Below are 13,171 nucleotides of genomic sequence, written 5' to 3'. Positions count from 1 at the left end.
GGCCTGATGGCGCGAGGCCGCCCCTCACTCCCCGGTGATCACCCCCTCGACCTCAGCCACCGTCGTTCGCTTGGGGTCGATATCGTCGGCGACGATCTTGCCGCGCCGCATGACGACGATGCGGTCCACCACCTGGAAAACGTGGTGGATATTATGGGCGATGAAAATGCAGGAATGACCGGAATCGCGTGCGTTACGCACAAAACGCAGGACGCCCTGCGTCTCGGCGACGCCCAGATTGTTGGTGGGTTCGTCGAGGATGATCAGGTCGCTGTCGAAATGCATCGCCCGCGCGATCGCCACCGCTTGCCGTTCGCCGCCCGATAGCGAAGAGATGGGCGTGTCGGGTGGAATGTCCTTGCCGATGCCGACCTTCTTGAGGAGGTCGCGCGCGACCTGCTCCATCAGCGTATGGTCCATCCGATTGAGAAAGCGCGGTCCCGTGATCGGTTCGCGGCCGAGAAACAGGTTTCGCGCGATCGACAATTGGATGACCAGCGCGGAATCTTGGTAGATCGTCTCGATGCCCTGGGCGATCGCGTCGGTTGTGCTGCGGATGTTGACCTTGCGTCCGCGCACATAGATGTCGCCGCTTGTCGCCGGCACCGCGCCCGACAGCACCTTGATGAGGGTCGATTTGCCGGCGCCATTGTCGCCGAGCAATCCGACGATTTCGCTGCCGTCGACGGTCAGGTTGACGCCCTCGAGCGCCTGGACGCGACCGTAGAACTTGCTGATATTTTCCATGCGAACAAGGGCTTCGGCCATTGGCTTAAGTCCCCGCCTGATGCCGGCGTTCCAGCCAGGAGTGCAGCGCCATCATCCCCAGGATGATCGCGCCGATGAAGATGTTATAGGCGAGTCCCGGCACGCCGATCAGAACGATGCCGTTGCGCATGACGCGCAGGATGAAAATGCCCAGCACCGTTCCGATAATGGTGCCGCGCCCGCCCGTCAGCGCGGTGCCGCCGATGACGACCATGGCGATGACCTCAAGCTCATAGCCTGTGCCGCTGTTGGGATTGGCGGCCGAGGTGCGGATCGAACTGATGATGCCCGCCAGCGAGGCCATGAGGGAGGAAAGAACGAATAAAGCGACTTTGGTCCGATTGACGTTGACGCCCCGCGCGCGCGCCGCGCCGGGATTGCCGCCGGCGGCGAGGATCCAGTTGCCTGCCTTGGTTTGCGTCAGCGTGTAGCTCAGCGCAACCGCCGCCGCGATGAACCAGAACAGCGACATATAGATGCGGAAGCCGCCGATATAGAAATCGCCGACTAGCGCTTGGGCCAGCCAATGGCCGCCCGCGCTCCAGGTGCGCTGCGGGAAACCGTCGGTGACGAACAGAGCCGTGCCGCGCACGACCAGCAGCATGCCGAGCGTCACCAGGAACGAGGGAATTTTCAGTCGCGTCACGAACCAGCCATTGACGAGGCCGATCAGCGCGGCGACGATCAGCGCGACCACGAACGCGACGTCCAGCGACGTCCAGCCGCTGTTGAACAGCGTCCACATCAGCACCGGCGAGAAGCCGAACAAAGATCCGACGGAAAGATCGAACTCGCCCGAGGTCATCAGCAGCGTCATGGTCAGCGCGATGAGGCCGAGTTCGACGGTGAACGCCAGCGTATTGCTGATGTTCTGTCCCGACAGGAAGTCGGGATTGATCGCCCAGAATCCTGCGAGTTCGACGACAAGCAGTACGAAGGGCCCGAATTCGGGCCGCGCGATCGCCCGCGCAATGAAAGAGCGTTGTTGCACCTGAACCCGCCGATCGAAATTGGAATGAGTGGCGTGCGTCAACCACCTTGAAAAGGTTGGCGCCATCCTCCCTCCCCCCTTGTGGGGGATGGCCGGGGTGGGGGGTCGCACAGGACTATCCCGAAGATCGTTGCGCCATGATCCGACAGGTCAGCGCGACCCCCCTCCCTAACCCTCCCCCACAAGGGGGGAGGGGATTCCCAACATCTCTTCTGTTCGCGTTCGCGGCCAAGCGACCGCGAACGTTGGCTGTCGCCGGCCTACTTGCCCGACAGGATATGGTCGTAGATCGACGCCTTATCCTTCTCATAGAGCGCGCCGGTGATGATGTTGAAGCCGGGCGGGATGCCGCTGGCGGCCATCGCGGCGAGCGAAAGCGCGACATAGCTGGTCGCCTGCGGATCCTGCCATTGCGCGGCGTTCACGTAGCCGTTGAGCACTTCTTGCGTGGTGTCGAGCGAATTGCCCCAGCCGACGACCGGGATTTCGCCGGGCTTGACATGCACCTGATCGAACACCCGCTTGATGCTGCCGTCGGCGAGGTCGCCCAGGCTGATGATCGCCTTGATCTTCTTGCGGTTGGCGGTGAGATAATCGGCCATTCGGGTGATGATCTCACCCTGATCGAGCGTGGTTTCCGTGACTTCCGCCGTGATCCCGAGCGGTTTGAACACGCTCATAATGCCTTCCATTTCCTGGACGCCATAGGTGGCGCCGGGAACTTCCACAGGGGCCCAGACGAAGTCTCCTGATTTCACCAAGCCCTTGTCGACGAGATATTGGGCCCAGTGGCGGCCGAACACGACATTGTCGCCGCCGACATAGGCGTTGAAGCTGGCTTTCGGATCGGGCGTGTTGAAGTTGATGATCGGGATTTTGGCGTCATTGGCTTCCTTGGTCACCTGCACGAGGCTGCCAGGATCGGGGCTGGTGGTGACGATGCCGTCCGCCTTGGCGGCGATCGCCGAACGCACCGCTTCCTGCTGCGAGGCGACATCGCCGTTATGGAACGATGTTTTCACGGTGTTGCCGGTGTCCTTCGCCCATTGATTGGCGCCGGCCAGGAAATAGGTCCAGACGGGATCGGCGGGCGAACCGTGCGAAATCCAGAAAAAAGTCTTGGCCTGCGCGGCCAAGGGCAGCGCCAAAGCCAGAAGCGCTCCGCAAACGAGCAGCGTGAGTTTTCTAAGCATGCGATCTCCTCCCATTCGGCGAAATCCGCCCGTTAAAGTCGGGTGTCGTCGCCGAACGGAAAGACTGACATGTTAGCGAAGGAGGAGCAAGGAGTCGTATTTCACGCGGCTTTGGTTACGCGATCGGCCGAAACACAGAGCGTCATAATGTCTGGCGAAAGCGGCCGACTGCGGGCAGGATGACGCGATGCGAATGATGACGCAGGTCTCCATCTCGGGCTATCGCTCCTTGCGCGACGTCACGCTCAGCCTCGATGTGCTGAACGTCGTGACGGGCGCCAATGGCAGCGGCAAGTCGAGCCTGTACCGCGCGCTGCGGCTGATGGCCGATATCGCCCAGGGCCGCATCATCCAATCGCTGGCGATCGAAGGCGGCCTGCCCTCCGTTCTATGGGCCGGGCCGGAGGCGTTCTCGCGCGGCATGAAGCAGGGCGTCCAGCCCGTCCAAGGCACGCGGCGCAACAATCCGGTTAGTCTGAAGCTGGGGTTCTCGTCGGAAACCGTCGGCTACGCCATTGATCTTGGCCTGCCGATCCCGCCGCCGCCGCCGACCAGGTTTTCCAGAGACCCGGAAATCAAACGCGAAAGTCTGTGGGCCGGCGGGACGCTCGGCAGGAACAATGTCTTCGCGGAGCGAGCTGGCCCCTCCGTGCGCATTCGCGACGCGACGGGCGCATGGCGGCAGGCCATGCATAATCTCGCGCCCTTCGACAGCATGCTCACTCATTGCAGCGATCCACGTGAGGCGGCGGAGCTGCTCGGCTTGCGCGAACGCCTGCGCAACTGGCGCTTCTATGATTATTTCCGCACCGACGCCGAAGCGCCCGCGCGCCGGCGCCAGATTGGCACGCGCACGCCGGTGCTCGCCGGCGACGGATCGGATCTTGCCGCCGCCGTCGCGACGATCCGCGAAATCGGCGCCGCCGACGAGATGGACGAGGCGATCGCCGACGCTTTTGCCGGCGCGACGCTCGAAGTTGGCGGCGCCGATGGGCAATTCGAGCTCGAGCTCAGGCAGCATGGCCTGCTGCGACCCTTGAGCGCCGCCGAGCTTTCCGACGGAACCTTGCGCTATCTTTTGCTCACCGCAGCCTTGCTGTCGCCGCGCCCGCCCGAACTGATGATCCTCAACGAGCCCGAGACGAGCCTGCACCCCGACCTTCTGGCTCCGCTCGCCCGTCTCATCGCGCGGGCGTCGGCGCGCTCGCAGATCGTCGTCGTCTCGCATGCGCAAAGCCTGGCGGCGGCATTGCGCGAGGAGGGGGCGCGGGAGATCGTGTTGACCAAGCGATTGGGAGAGACGCTTGTCGATGGCGACGACGATGCGCCGGCCTGGCGTTGGCCGGCGCGGTAGCGGCGGCGAAGGCATGATATGCGCCGCAACCAGGCCCAACCGCTTCGGAAGACTATGTCCGGCCCAACGACATCTTCTGTTCTAGGCGTAGCTTCACGGCGGGCCATTCGGCGTCGATGATGCTGTAGCGCACGGAATTCCGCTTACGTCCATCGGGCATGATGCGTTCGTGCCGGATGACGCCCTCTTCGACAGCGCCCAGGCGAAGGATCGCGGCTCTTGAACGCTCATTCAGCTCATCCGTCGTAAACTGGACGCGGATGAATTTCATGGCCTCGAATGCATGCGACAGCATGAGATATTTGGCCTCGGTATTGACGCCGCTGCGCTGCGCCGATCGCGCCAGCCAGGTGGCGCCGATTTCCAGCTTGCGATTGGCTTGGTCGATTTTCCAAAAACGCGTGCTGCCGACGACCCGCCCCGTCGCCCGTTCGACGATGACGAACGGCATGACGGTTCCGGCGTCTCTGCCGGCCAGGGCTCTCTCGACATACGATCTGACGGTGTCGGGGCCGGGGACGACCGTGACCTGCAAGGTCCACAATTCCCCATCGGACGCCGCCTCAACGAGTTGCGCTTGATGCGACATCTCCAGCGGCTCCAGCGCAACCGTCGCTCCCCTTAGCATCAGCCGTTCCCAACCTGTCCCGATGAGGTAAATTCTTATCAGGGACCGCGAACGTCCGGCAATTGAGTTGCGCGGCGCTTGACCAGCGATCCCACTCCCGACATGAGAGCGAAGCGCCGATGGGCGAAGCCATGGATTTGAGCATGTCCGCCGATTTGAGATTGTCAGCGATCGGTTTTGATGCGGACGACACGCTTTGGCGGCACCAGGATTTTTATGAGCGGGCGGAGGCGCGCTTCGCCGCGCTTCTTGCCGGCCATGGCTCGGCCGAAGACATCTTGTTGAAATTGCGGGAAGTCGAGCGGCGAAACCTGCCGCTCTATGGCTTCGGCGTCAAAGGCTTCACCTTGTCGATGATCGAAACCGCTGTCGAGGCGACCGGCGGCCAGGCCTCGGCGGCGTTGACCGGCGAGATTCTATCCGCCGGCCGCGAATTGCTGCGCCATCCCATCGAGATTCTGCCCCATGTCCGCGAGGCGCTGGGCCGGCTCGCCGGCGCCTACCGTCTCATCCTCGTCACCAAGGGCGATCTTCTCGATCAGGAGCGCAAGCTGGAAGAATCCGGGCTCGCCAGCTTCTTCGACGCGGTTGAAATCGTCTCCGACAAGAAGGCGTCGACCTATGCGCGCGTCTTCGCGCGCCACGCCGATGGGCCCGAGCGCGCGATGATGGTGGGCAATTCCCTGAAGTCCGACGTTATACCTGCGATCGAGGCGGGCGCCTGGGGCGTCTATGTGCCGCAAGCGCTGGTCTGGGCCGAGGAGCATAGCGAGCCGCCGCCCGCCGCTTCGCGCTTCCACCGCCTCGATCATCTGGGCGAACTCGCCGAACTGGTTGCGCGGCTTTGCTGAGCCACGATGGACAGGCGCCCGCCGCCCGTGAAGGTTCCGATCATTCCGGGCTTTAGAACTCGCTGCATCGCACGTGTCCCGATTGCGCGGCGACGCCGGGCATCGGAGGACATAGGCATCGGTTGCTCGGGTCTCCGCCGCCATTGTAGTCGCAGCTCGCGGCGGGCGCGTTGGCGGGCAGGGAGGCTGGGTCGATGACGCAGCGGACGAAAAGATGAGCCGGCGCGCAGAGTCGATGTTTGACCTGACCAGCCATTGCCGCTTGCACGGAGAACACGGCCAGGGCGCCAAGGACTAACGTTCTCATCGCCGCTCCGTCTGGCGCCGGATAGTTGATCGTCCTTGCGGCGCCGGCCGCGACTATATCCCTGCGTCGAAATATTCAAAGCCGCGCCGGCCATTGCCGCGTCTGGCGTCCGCTCCGCGTCTCTCAAAATGAGACATTTCGGACATTCAACGTGACTTGAGCCGTGCCGCCGGGCTGGTCTAACCCTTGCTTCGTTTCGATTCAGCCCTCTTGAGGAACTCGTATGTGCGGCATCGTTGGCATTCTCGGGACAGGCCCCGTCGCGGGGCAGATCGTCGATGCGCTGAAGCGGCTCGAATATCGCGGCTATGATTCGGCGGGCATCGCCACATTGGAGGCAGGGCGCCTGACGCGCCGGCGCGCCGAGGGCAAGCTGCGCAATCTGGAGACGCGGCTCGCCGCGGCGCCGCTGGAAGGCGCGATCGGCATCGGCCATACGCGATGGGCGACGCATGGCAAGCCCAGCGAGGCTAACGCCCATCCGCATGCGAGCGAGAAGCTCGCCGTGGTCCACAATGGAATCATTGAGAATTTCAAAGCATTGCGGGAGGAGCTTAGCGCAAAGGGTCACAAGCTGGAGACGGAAACCGACAGCGAAGTCGCCGCATTTCTCGTCACCGACGAACTCGCCGCCGGCAAGAGCCCGATCGAGGCGGTGGCCGCCGCTCTGCCGCGCATGCGCGGCGCCTACGCGCTCGCCTATCTCTTTGACGGCGAGGACAACCTCCTCATCGGCGCCCGGCGCGGCGCGCCGCTGGCGGTCGGTTATGGCCAAGGCGAAATGTATCTGGGCTCGGACGCGTTGGCGCTCGCCCCCTTCACCGATCTCATCGCTTATCTCGAAGAGGGCGACTGGGTCGTTCTGACCCGCGAGGGCGCGGTGTTCCATGATGCGACAGGCAAGGTCGTCACGCGCCGCAAGATCAGGAGTCCGGCGGGCGGGCTGCTGATCGAGAAGGGCAATTACCGCCATTTCATGGCCAAGGAAATTCACGAACAGCCCGAAGTCGTCGGCCATACGCTCGCCCATTACATCGATATGAGCGAGCAGCGCGTGCGCCCCTTCGCCTGGCCGGTCGACCCGGCCAAGCTGTCGCGCATCACGATCTGCGCCTGCGGCACGGCTTATATGGCGGGGCTGATCGGCAAATATTGGATCGAGCGTTTCGCGCGCCTGCCCGTCGAGATCGACGTCGCCTCCGAATATCGCTATCGCGAGGCGCCGGTCGACGCATCAGGCGTCACCATCGTCATCTCGCAATCGGGCGAGACGGCCGACACTTTGGCCTCTCTGCGCTACGCCAAGGAGAACGGCAGCAAGATCGTCGGCATCGTCAACGTGCCGACATCGAGCATTTCGCGCCTCAGCGACAGTCTGGCGCCGACGCTGGCGGGTCCGGAGATCGGCGTCGCCTCGACCAAGGCTTTCACCTGCCAGCTTGCCGTAATGGCGGCGATCGCCATCAGCCTCGGCCAGGCGCGCGGAACTCTCGACGAGGCGAGCGCGGCCGCGCTCGTCGCCGAACTGGTCGCCATTCCCGGCCTCATCGCGCAGGCGCTGAAACTGGAGCCGGCTGTCGAAGCGATCGCCCATTCGCTCGCCAAGGCGCGCGACGTTCTCTATCTCGGACGCGGCACCGCCTATCCCCTGGCGCTTGAAGGCGCGCTGAAACTCAAGGAATTGTCGTATATCCACGCCGAAGGCTATGCGGCGGGCGAACTCAAGCACGGACCGATCGCGCTGATCGACGAGGCGATGCCGGTCATCGTCATCGCGCCGCGCGATCCCGTCTTCGAAAAGACGGTGTCGAACATGCAGGAAGTGGCCGCGCGCGGCGGGCGCATCATCCTGATCGGCGACAAGAGCGCGGCGGAAGAGGCGGCGGTGGGTCTCGCGCATTTCCTAGCGATGCCGGAAATGGGCCATGAATTCGCGCCCATCGTCTATGCCGCGACGGTGCAGATGATCGCCTATCACACGGCCGTCATCATGGGCAAAGACGCCGACCAGCCGCGCAATCTGGCCAAATCGGTGACGGTGGAATAGGGCGGCCGTTTCAAAGCATGCGGGAAACCAAAACGCACGCCACCATGCCGGCAAGCGCGCCCACGACAAACAGCAGGCGAATCGTCAGGACTCGTTGACGGGCGTCTTCAATGGCGTTCGGCGGCGTTTTCTTCATGAGTCAGCATATCCTGTTTCGTCTGCCGTGATAAAGCACATCGTCGCTGGATCACACCACTGTCATCATGGGCAGGGATGCTGACCGGCCGCGCAATCTGGCGAAATCGGCAATGGCGGCGTAAGGGGACAAGCCTGTCGCCGCCGTCTTGCATTTGGCGGCGCGAGTGGCCATGGTTCGCCCAGGCCCAGTGACGAGCGGCGGGCCAGGGGAGGATTGTCGTCGCGGCGCGCCGCCTTGTTTTTGCGCGAAGCCGTGGCCATTTCGCGTCGTAATGCTCCTTCAGAGACCGCCATGACCCTAGCGCCCAAAACGAGCGATATCGCCATTGAGCCGGCGCCGGTTTCGCCGCGCAGCCTGGGCGCGCGGCTACGCACATGGTTCTTCACCGGCCTCGTGATCTTCGGCCCCGTCGCGGTGACCGTCTATATCGCCTGGTGGTTCATCGACACCGTCGACAATTGGGTCAAGCCGCTGCTGCCGGCTCGCTTCTGGCCCGATTCCTATCTGCCCTTTCACGTGCCGGGCTTTGGCGTCGTCATCGCGCTTGTCGGCCTGACGCTGCTCGGATTTCTGGCGGCCAATATTGCCGGGCGCACTTTGGTGCGCATCGGCGAGGCTTTGCTCGACCGGACGCCGGTGGTGCGCGGCATCTACAAGAGCGTCAAACAGATTTTCGAAACCGTTTTCAGCCAGAGCGGCACGCAGTTTCGTAAAGTGGGGCTGGTGGAATTCCCGGTCAAAGGCTCCTGGTCGATCGTCTTCATCACCGCCGAACCGGCCGCGGCGGTCGCCGGCGTGTTGCCGCCGGGCGATATGACCTCGGTCTTCCTGCCCTGCACGCCCAATCCGACCACCGGCTTCTATTTCTTCATTCCGACCAGCGACGTCATCGAATTGCCGATGACGCCCGAAGACGCCGTCAAGCTGATCGTGTCGGCGGGCGTCGTCCAGCCCGAAGGCCAGGCGGCGCTGGCCGCGATGGCCCAGGCGGCGCGGCAGGAGCAGGCGCTGGAGGCGATCGGGCAGCAGGGGCGGGCGGCGGAATGAATATGTCCGTTCACGCCATGGCGCCGGGGGCGACGACCGCGCCGCTTCTCGCCGGCGCCGATTTTGCCGACGCCTACCAACTGATCGTCGCGACTCCGGCGCTTGACGCCGCCGCCGCCGCTCAGCGCATTTTCGGGCGCACGCCGCGCTGGATCCGCGCGCTTCTCGCCTTGCGCAACCGGCTCGTCGCCTTGATCGGGTTGAAGGGCGCCGACGAGACGGCCATCGATAAAGACCTGCCGCCGGAGAGGCGACGCCGCATCGGCTTCTTTCCCGTCGTCAGCGAGACGCCGGATCGCGTCGTGATGGGCTTTGACGACTGGCATCTCGATTTTCGCGTCGTCGTCGACGTGCTCTCGCTGGGCGCCGATCGCCAGCAGGTGACGACGACGACATTGGTGCGCACGCATAACTGGATGGGCCGCGCCTATCTCGCCTTCATCATGCCGTTCCACCGCGTCATCGTGCGGACCATGTTGGCGCAGGCGGCGAGGTCTTAACCGCAAACATGCGCCGAGTTATTTTGTTCGCCCCCGAAATCGCCTCGGGCGCGGTCCGCCTCGCGCTACGCGACTATGAGCCAGGCGCGCCGGCGACCAGCGCCGTCCATCCCGCCGGACGCCGGCTGCCGACCGAGGTCCGGGTCTTCATCGATTTCCTCGCGGACGCCTTCGCGCGGGGATGCGAACTTGGCGCTGAGTTGAGGTGGCGGCGGCGGCGGCCGCTGCGGCATTCCTTGAAGCGAAGGCCAAGATCGCCCCTTGACGGCTTTCATAGTCGGCAGTCATACGAACGCGGACGGCTCTAACGTGCGATCACGTCGTATGAGAAAGCGAGTCTGACCCTGCCATTCTTATAGGCGTCGACTTCCAGCGTGTCCTTCCCGCCGTCGGCCTCCGCCGTCCAAATATAGCTCAGCGCGCCCGTCTTCGGATCTGATTTCGTTTGCGGTTGCGGCAATGTCGTCTCGCGCATGAGGCGCTCGACGAAGGCGGCAATGTCGACATTGTCGGCATGGATTCCGCAAACAGTCCGATAGTGCGTCCGGGGCCCGGCGAAATAAGCATCGAGGGCGAAGTTCGATCCCTGCTCAGGGAGCTTCCAGTCATGGATGTCATCGGGGTCCCGCTTGAGGTCGTCGGGCGCGACAGCCCCGTTTTGATGGACATAGCCAAGGCCACGCGCCTGCGCATCCAGCGCCTCGCCGGAGACCGGCTTCCCGGCGCACGTCTTCTCGAAAATCTGGAGAAGTCTCTCGCCGTTGTCTTCGGCCGAAGCTTGACCAACGCCAAACGCGCCCAAGAGCGTCGCCACGTAAAGAAGACGCATGCAGGAACCCTCCGGCCTCTCTTGCGAGATTATCCAGATGGAGGTCCGATTCCAACCATCGTCGCTGAACGCGCAACAATATTGTTGCGGCGGCTTTCGAGAAAGCATTTACGCCCGCCGTCCACCCGAAGAAGCCCCCGTGATTTGGACGCCGAGCGTTTGATTTCAAGCTACCCCGCCTCCAGCAACCGCACCGCCTCATCGCGCTCGAACAGATAGAGCAATGTCCGCAGCGGCCGGTTCTCATCGCCCGCCAGCCTTGGGCTGCGCTCCAGCGCCGCCTGCGCTTCATCCCGCGCCAGCGTCAGCAACTGGCCGTGCAGGTCGAGGCGGGCGAGGCGGAAGCCGGGGGCGCCGGCTTGGCGCGCGCCAAGCACTTCGCCCTCGCCGCGCAGCCGCAGATCTTCTTCGGCGATGCGAAAGCCGTCTTCCGTCTCGCGCAGGATTTCGAGCCGGGCGCGCGAAACCTCGCCGAGCGGCGCCTTGTAGAGCAAGAGGCAGGTCGAGCGGCCCGCGCCGCGCCCGACGCGGCCGCGCAATTGGTGCAATTGCGCGAGGCCGAAGCGCTCGGCATGTTCGATCACCATGATCGTCGCCTCCGCCACGTCGACGCCGACCTCGATGACAGTGGTGGCGACCAGAATTTTCGTCTCGCCGCGCTGGAACCGCTCCATCGCCGCGTCCTTGTCGGCGCCTTTCATGCGGCCGTGAATGACGTCGACCGCCGTGCCGAATATCGCGCGCAGCGCCTCGGCCCGCTCCTGCGCCGCAGCCACGTCGAGCTCTTCGCTCTCCTCGACCAGCGGGCAGACCCAATAGGCGCGGGCGCCTGACGCGATCGCGCGGCCGATGCCGGCGATGACGTCGCTCAGGCGATCCAGCGGGATCGCGCGCGTGTCGATCGGCGTGCGGCCGGGCGGCTTTTCGGTCAGCGCCGAGACGTCCATATCGCCGAAATAAGTCAGCACCAGCGTGCGCGGTATCGGCGTCGCGGTCATCACCAAGAGATCGACCGCTTCGCCCTTGGACGCCAAAGCGAGGCGCTGACGAACGCCGAACCGATGCTGCTCATCGACGACGGCGAGGCCGAGATCGCGAAAGGCGACGCTTTCCTGAAACAGGGCATGGGTGCCGAGCGCGATGTCGATTTCGCCGGCGGCAAGCGCGGCCAGGGTGCGGTTGCGTTCGGAGGTTTTGTCGCGCCCGGTCAGAATGATGATGCGCAGCCCGGCGGCTTCGGCGAGCGGGCGCATGCGTTCGAAATGCTGGCGCGCGAGGATTTCGGTCGGCGCCATCAACGCCGTCTGCCGCCCGGATTCGACGACATCAGCCATAGCGAGCAGCGCGACGATGGTTTTTCCCGAGCCGACATCGCCCTGCAGCAACCGCAACATGCGCTTGGGCGAAGCCAGGTCCGCGCGTATTTCGGCGAACGCCCTGGCCTGCGCTCCGGTGAGGCGAAAGGGCAGGGCGGCTTCGATCTTCGCCGCGAGGCGCCCATCCGAAATATTGGAGCGCCCCGCCAGCGTGCGCATGCGCGCGCGCACCATCAAAAGCGCAAGCTGATTGGCGAGCAATTCGTCATAGGCGAGCCGCGTCCCGGCCGGACCGGCGGGATCGATGTCGCCGGGCTGCTGCGGATTGTGCATCGCCGCCAGCGCGGCGGCGAAAGTCGGCGCGCGCAGGCGCTGCGCATTCTTGTCGGCGATCCATTCGGGCAGTCTGGGCAATCTCGCCAGAGCCCCTTGCGCGGCCTTGGCGAGAACGCGGGGGAACAGACCTTCGGTCAGCCCGTAGACCGGCTCGACGGCCGGCATGTTGGCGAGCGCCGCGGCGTCCATCACCCGGTCGGGATGGACCATCTGCAAATGGCCGTCCCACATTTCAAGCTTGCCCGACACCCAGCGCGTTTCGCCGAGCGGCAATTGCTTGCGGATCCAGTCGTGATTGGCGAGGAAGAACACCAGTTCGACATCGCCCGTCTCATCCTCGACCAGCACTTTGAACGGCGCTTTCGAGCGTGCGTTGGGCGGCGGCCGGTGCTCGGCGACGCGCACTTCGAGCGTGGCGATCGCGTCGCGCTGCGCGTCGCGGATCTTTGGCCGCGCCCGCCGGTCGAGCGTCGCATAGGGCAAATGGAACAAAACATCGATGACGCGCGCGCCGGCCGGGCGGTCGAGCAGCCGATCGAGCAGTTTGGCGATCTTGGGACCGACGCCGGGGAGAGTGGCGGCGGGAGCGAACAGCGGATCGAGCAAGGCGGGGCGCATAAGGGGATTTATACGCGAGAAGTCGCGGGGCGCTAGCGGAACGCGTCTCGTCTGGGCGGCCGCGTCGGCGATCCAGCGACATTATGTAGCGTCGCGAGGCTGACCAAGCGGGGCAAAGCGAGATTTTGTAAGTTTATCAACGCGATTGTGAGACGGCGACGCCTTCGTTTGGAGCCGTTTGAATCCGATGGTCTGCGGCGAGCGCAAGGATGGAAGCTTGCGGCGGTCCTCTGTATATGGGTGAAGA

13 protein-coding genes are annotated in these 13,171 nt (G+C 64.3%); 5 read left to right on the top strand and 8 right to left on the bottom strand.

The features are described from left to right. Positions 1-24 precede the first annotated feature (24 nt). From GSQ90_RS28055 to GSQ90_RS28045, 3 genes are all read right to left on the bottom strand, one after another. The gene (locus tag GSQ90_RS28055; protein ID WP_158818284.1) at positions 25-768 is read right to left on the bottom strand and encodes an ATP-binding cassette domain-containing protein; all 744 of its coding nucleotides are present in this window, start codon (positions 766-768) and stop codon (positions 25-27) included. Between the two features lie 4 nt (positions 769-772). Then, positions 773-1,759, bottom strand: a complete 987-nt coding sequence (locus GSQ90_RS28050; RefSeq protein ID WP_158818283.1) for an ABC transporter permease — start codon at positions 1,757-1,759, stop codon at positions 773-775. 260 nt (positions 1,760-2,019) lie between these two features. Beyond that, a complete protein-coding gene (locus GSQ90_RS28045) occupies positions 2,020-2,952 on the bottom strand; it encodes a substrate-binding domain-containing protein (RefSeq protein ID WP_158818282.1) in 933 nt (310 codons plus the stop codon). Positions 2,953-3,145: 193 nt separating this feature from the next. On the opposite strand from GSQ90_RS28045, the gene GSQ90_RS28040 reads away from it, so the two are divergent. Further along, positions 3,146-4,306: an AAA family ATPase gene (locus GSQ90_RS28040; RefSeq protein WP_158818368.1), complete on the top strand. Its 1,161-nt coding sequence runs from the start codon at positions 3,146-3,148 to the stop codon at positions 4,304-4,306. A 52-nt stretch (positions 4,307-4,358) separates the two neighbouring features. On the opposite strand, the gene GSQ90_RS28035 is transcribed toward GSQ90_RS28040, so the two are convergent. Next, entirely contained in the window at positions 4,359-4,934 is a 576-nt protein-coding gene (locus GSQ90_RS28035; RefSeq protein ID WP_158818281.1) for a GNAT family N-acetyltransferase, read from the bottom strand. A 143-nt stretch (positions 4,935-5,077) separates the two neighbouring features. On the opposite strand from GSQ90_RS28035, the gene GSQ90_RS28030 reads away from it, so the two are divergent. After that, on the top strand, positions 5,078-5,785 hold the full coding sequence (locus GSQ90_RS28030) for an HAD family hydrolase (RefSeq protein ID WP_158818280.1): 708 nt from the start codon (positions 5,078-5,080) through the stop codon (positions 5,783-5,785). A gap of 52 nt (positions 5,786-5,837) precedes the next feature. On the opposite strand, the gene GSQ90_RS28025 is transcribed toward GSQ90_RS28030, so the two are convergent. Then, positions 5,838-6,092: a hypothetical protein gene (locus GSQ90_RS28025; RefSeq protein ID WP_158818279.1), complete on the bottom strand. Its 255-nt coding sequence runs from the start codon at positions 6,090-6,092 to the stop codon at positions 5,838-5,840. A 223-nt stretch (positions 6,093-6,315) separates the two neighbouring features. Between GSQ90_RS28025 and glmS the strand changes: the two genes are divergently transcribed. Next, entirely contained in the window at positions 6,316-8,139 is a 1,824-nt protein-coding gene (gene glmS, locus GSQ90_RS28020) for a glutamine--fructose-6-phosphate transaminase (isomerizing) (RefSeq protein ID WP_158818278.1), read from the top strand. A gap of 10 nt (positions 8,140-8,149) precedes the next feature. Here glmS and GSQ90_RS32745 read toward each other — a convergent pair whose 3' ends face one another. After that, positions 8,150-8,275: a hypothetical protein gene (locus GSQ90_RS32745; RefSeq protein WP_256366635.1), complete on the bottom strand. Its 126-nt coding sequence runs from the start codon at positions 8,273-8,275 to the stop codon at positions 8,150-8,152. Between the two features lie 294 nt (positions 8,276-8,569). On the opposite strand from GSQ90_RS32745, the gene GSQ90_RS28015 reads away from it, so the two are divergent. Together GSQ90_RS28015 and GSQ90_RS28010 are read left to right on the top strand one after the other, a co-directional pair. Then, a complete protein-coding gene (locus GSQ90_RS28015) occupies positions 8,570-9,325 on the top strand; it encodes a DUF502 domain-containing protein (RefSeq protein WP_158818277.1) in 756 nt (251 codons plus the stop codon). Then, positions 9,322-9,825, top strand: coding sequence for a DUF2867 domain-containing protein (locus tag GSQ90_RS28010; RefSeq protein ID WP_371418465.1), 504 nt, complete (start codon positions 9,322-9,324; stop codon positions 9,823-9,825). The genes GSQ90_RS28015 and GSQ90_RS28010 overlap by 4 nt, the downstream gene beginning before the upstream one ends. Positions 9,826-10,129: 304 nt before the next feature. Here GSQ90_RS28010 and GSQ90_RS28005 read toward each other — a convergent pair whose 3' ends face one another. Both GSQ90_RS28005 and recG read right to left on the bottom strand, forming a co-directional pair. Further along, a complete protein-coding gene (locus GSQ90_RS28005; protein ID WP_158818276.1) occupies positions 10,130-10,654 on the bottom strand; it encodes a hypothetical protein in 525 nt (174 codons plus the stop codon). A gap of 170 nt (positions 10,655-10,824) precedes the next feature. Beyond that, positions 10,825-12,924, bottom strand: a complete 2,100-nt coding sequence (recG, locus tag GSQ90_RS28000) for an ATP-dependent DNA helicase RecG (RefSeq protein ID WP_158818275.1) — start codon at positions 12,922-12,924, stop codon at positions 10,825-10,827. Between the last annotated feature and the right edge of the window lie 247 nt (positions 12,925-13,171).

Source organism: Methylocapsa sp. S129 (assembly GCF_009765995.1).
In the GTDB taxonomy this organism is placed as follows: domain Bacteria; phylum Pseudomonadota; class Alphaproteobacteria; order Rhizobiales; family Beijerinckiaceae; genus Roseiarcus.
The sequence above is the reverse complement of the archived record's forward strand: the minus strand, read 5'-3'. Positions and strand labels throughout refer to the sequence as shown.

Excerpts from the sequence above, each read along its gene's own strand:
- GSQ90_RS28055 (WP_158818284.1), bottom strand. The coding sequence starts at position 768 with ATGGCCGAAGCCCTTGTTCGCATGGAAAATATCAGCAAGTTCTACGGT.
- GSQ90_RS28045 (WP_158818282.1), bottom strand. The coding sequence starts at position 2,952 with ATGCTTAGAAAACTCACGCTGCTCGTTTGCGGAGCGCTTCTGGCTTTG.
- GSQ90_RS28040 (WP_158818368.1), top strand. The coding sequence starts at position 3,146 with ATGATGACGCAGGTCTCCATCTCGGGCTATCGCTCCTTGCGCGACGTC.
- GSQ90_RS28035 (WP_158818281.1), bottom strand. The coding sequence starts at position 4,934 with ATGCTAAGGGGAGCGACGGTTGCGCTGGAGCCGCTGGAGATGTCGCAT.
- GSQ90_RS28030 (WP_158818280.1), top strand. The coding sequence starts at position 5,078 with ATGTCCGCCGATTTGAGATTGTCAGCGATCGGTTTTGATGCGGACGAC.
- GSQ90_RS28025 (WP_158818279.1), bottom strand. The coding sequence starts at position 6,092 with ATGAGAACGTTAGTCCTTGGCGCCCTGGCCGTGTTCTCCGTGCAAGCG.
- glmS (WP_158818278.1), top strand. The coding sequence starts at position 6,316 with ATGTGCGGCATCGTTGGCATTCTCGGGACAGGCCCCGTCGCGGGGCAG.
- GSQ90_RS32745 (WP_256366635.1), bottom strand. The coding sequence starts at position 8,275 with ATGAAGAAAACGCCGCCGAACGCCATTGAAGACGCCCGTCAACGAGTC.
- GSQ90_RS28015 (WP_158818277.1), top strand. The coding sequence starts at position 8,570 with ATGACCCTAGCGCCCAAAACGAGCGATATCGCCATTGAGCCGGCGCCG.
- GSQ90_RS28010 (WP_371418465.1), top strand. The coding sequence starts at position 9,322 with ATGAATATGTCCGTTCACGCCATGGCGCCGGGGGCGACGACCGCGCCG.
- GSQ90_RS28005 (WP_158818276.1), bottom strand. The coding sequence starts at position 10,654 with ATGCGTCTTCTTTACGTGGCGACGCTCTTGGGCGCGTTTGGCGTTGGT.
- recG (WP_158818275.1), bottom strand. The coding sequence starts at position 12,924 with ATGCGCCCCGCCTTGCTCGATCCGCTGTTCGCTCCCGCCGCCACTCTC.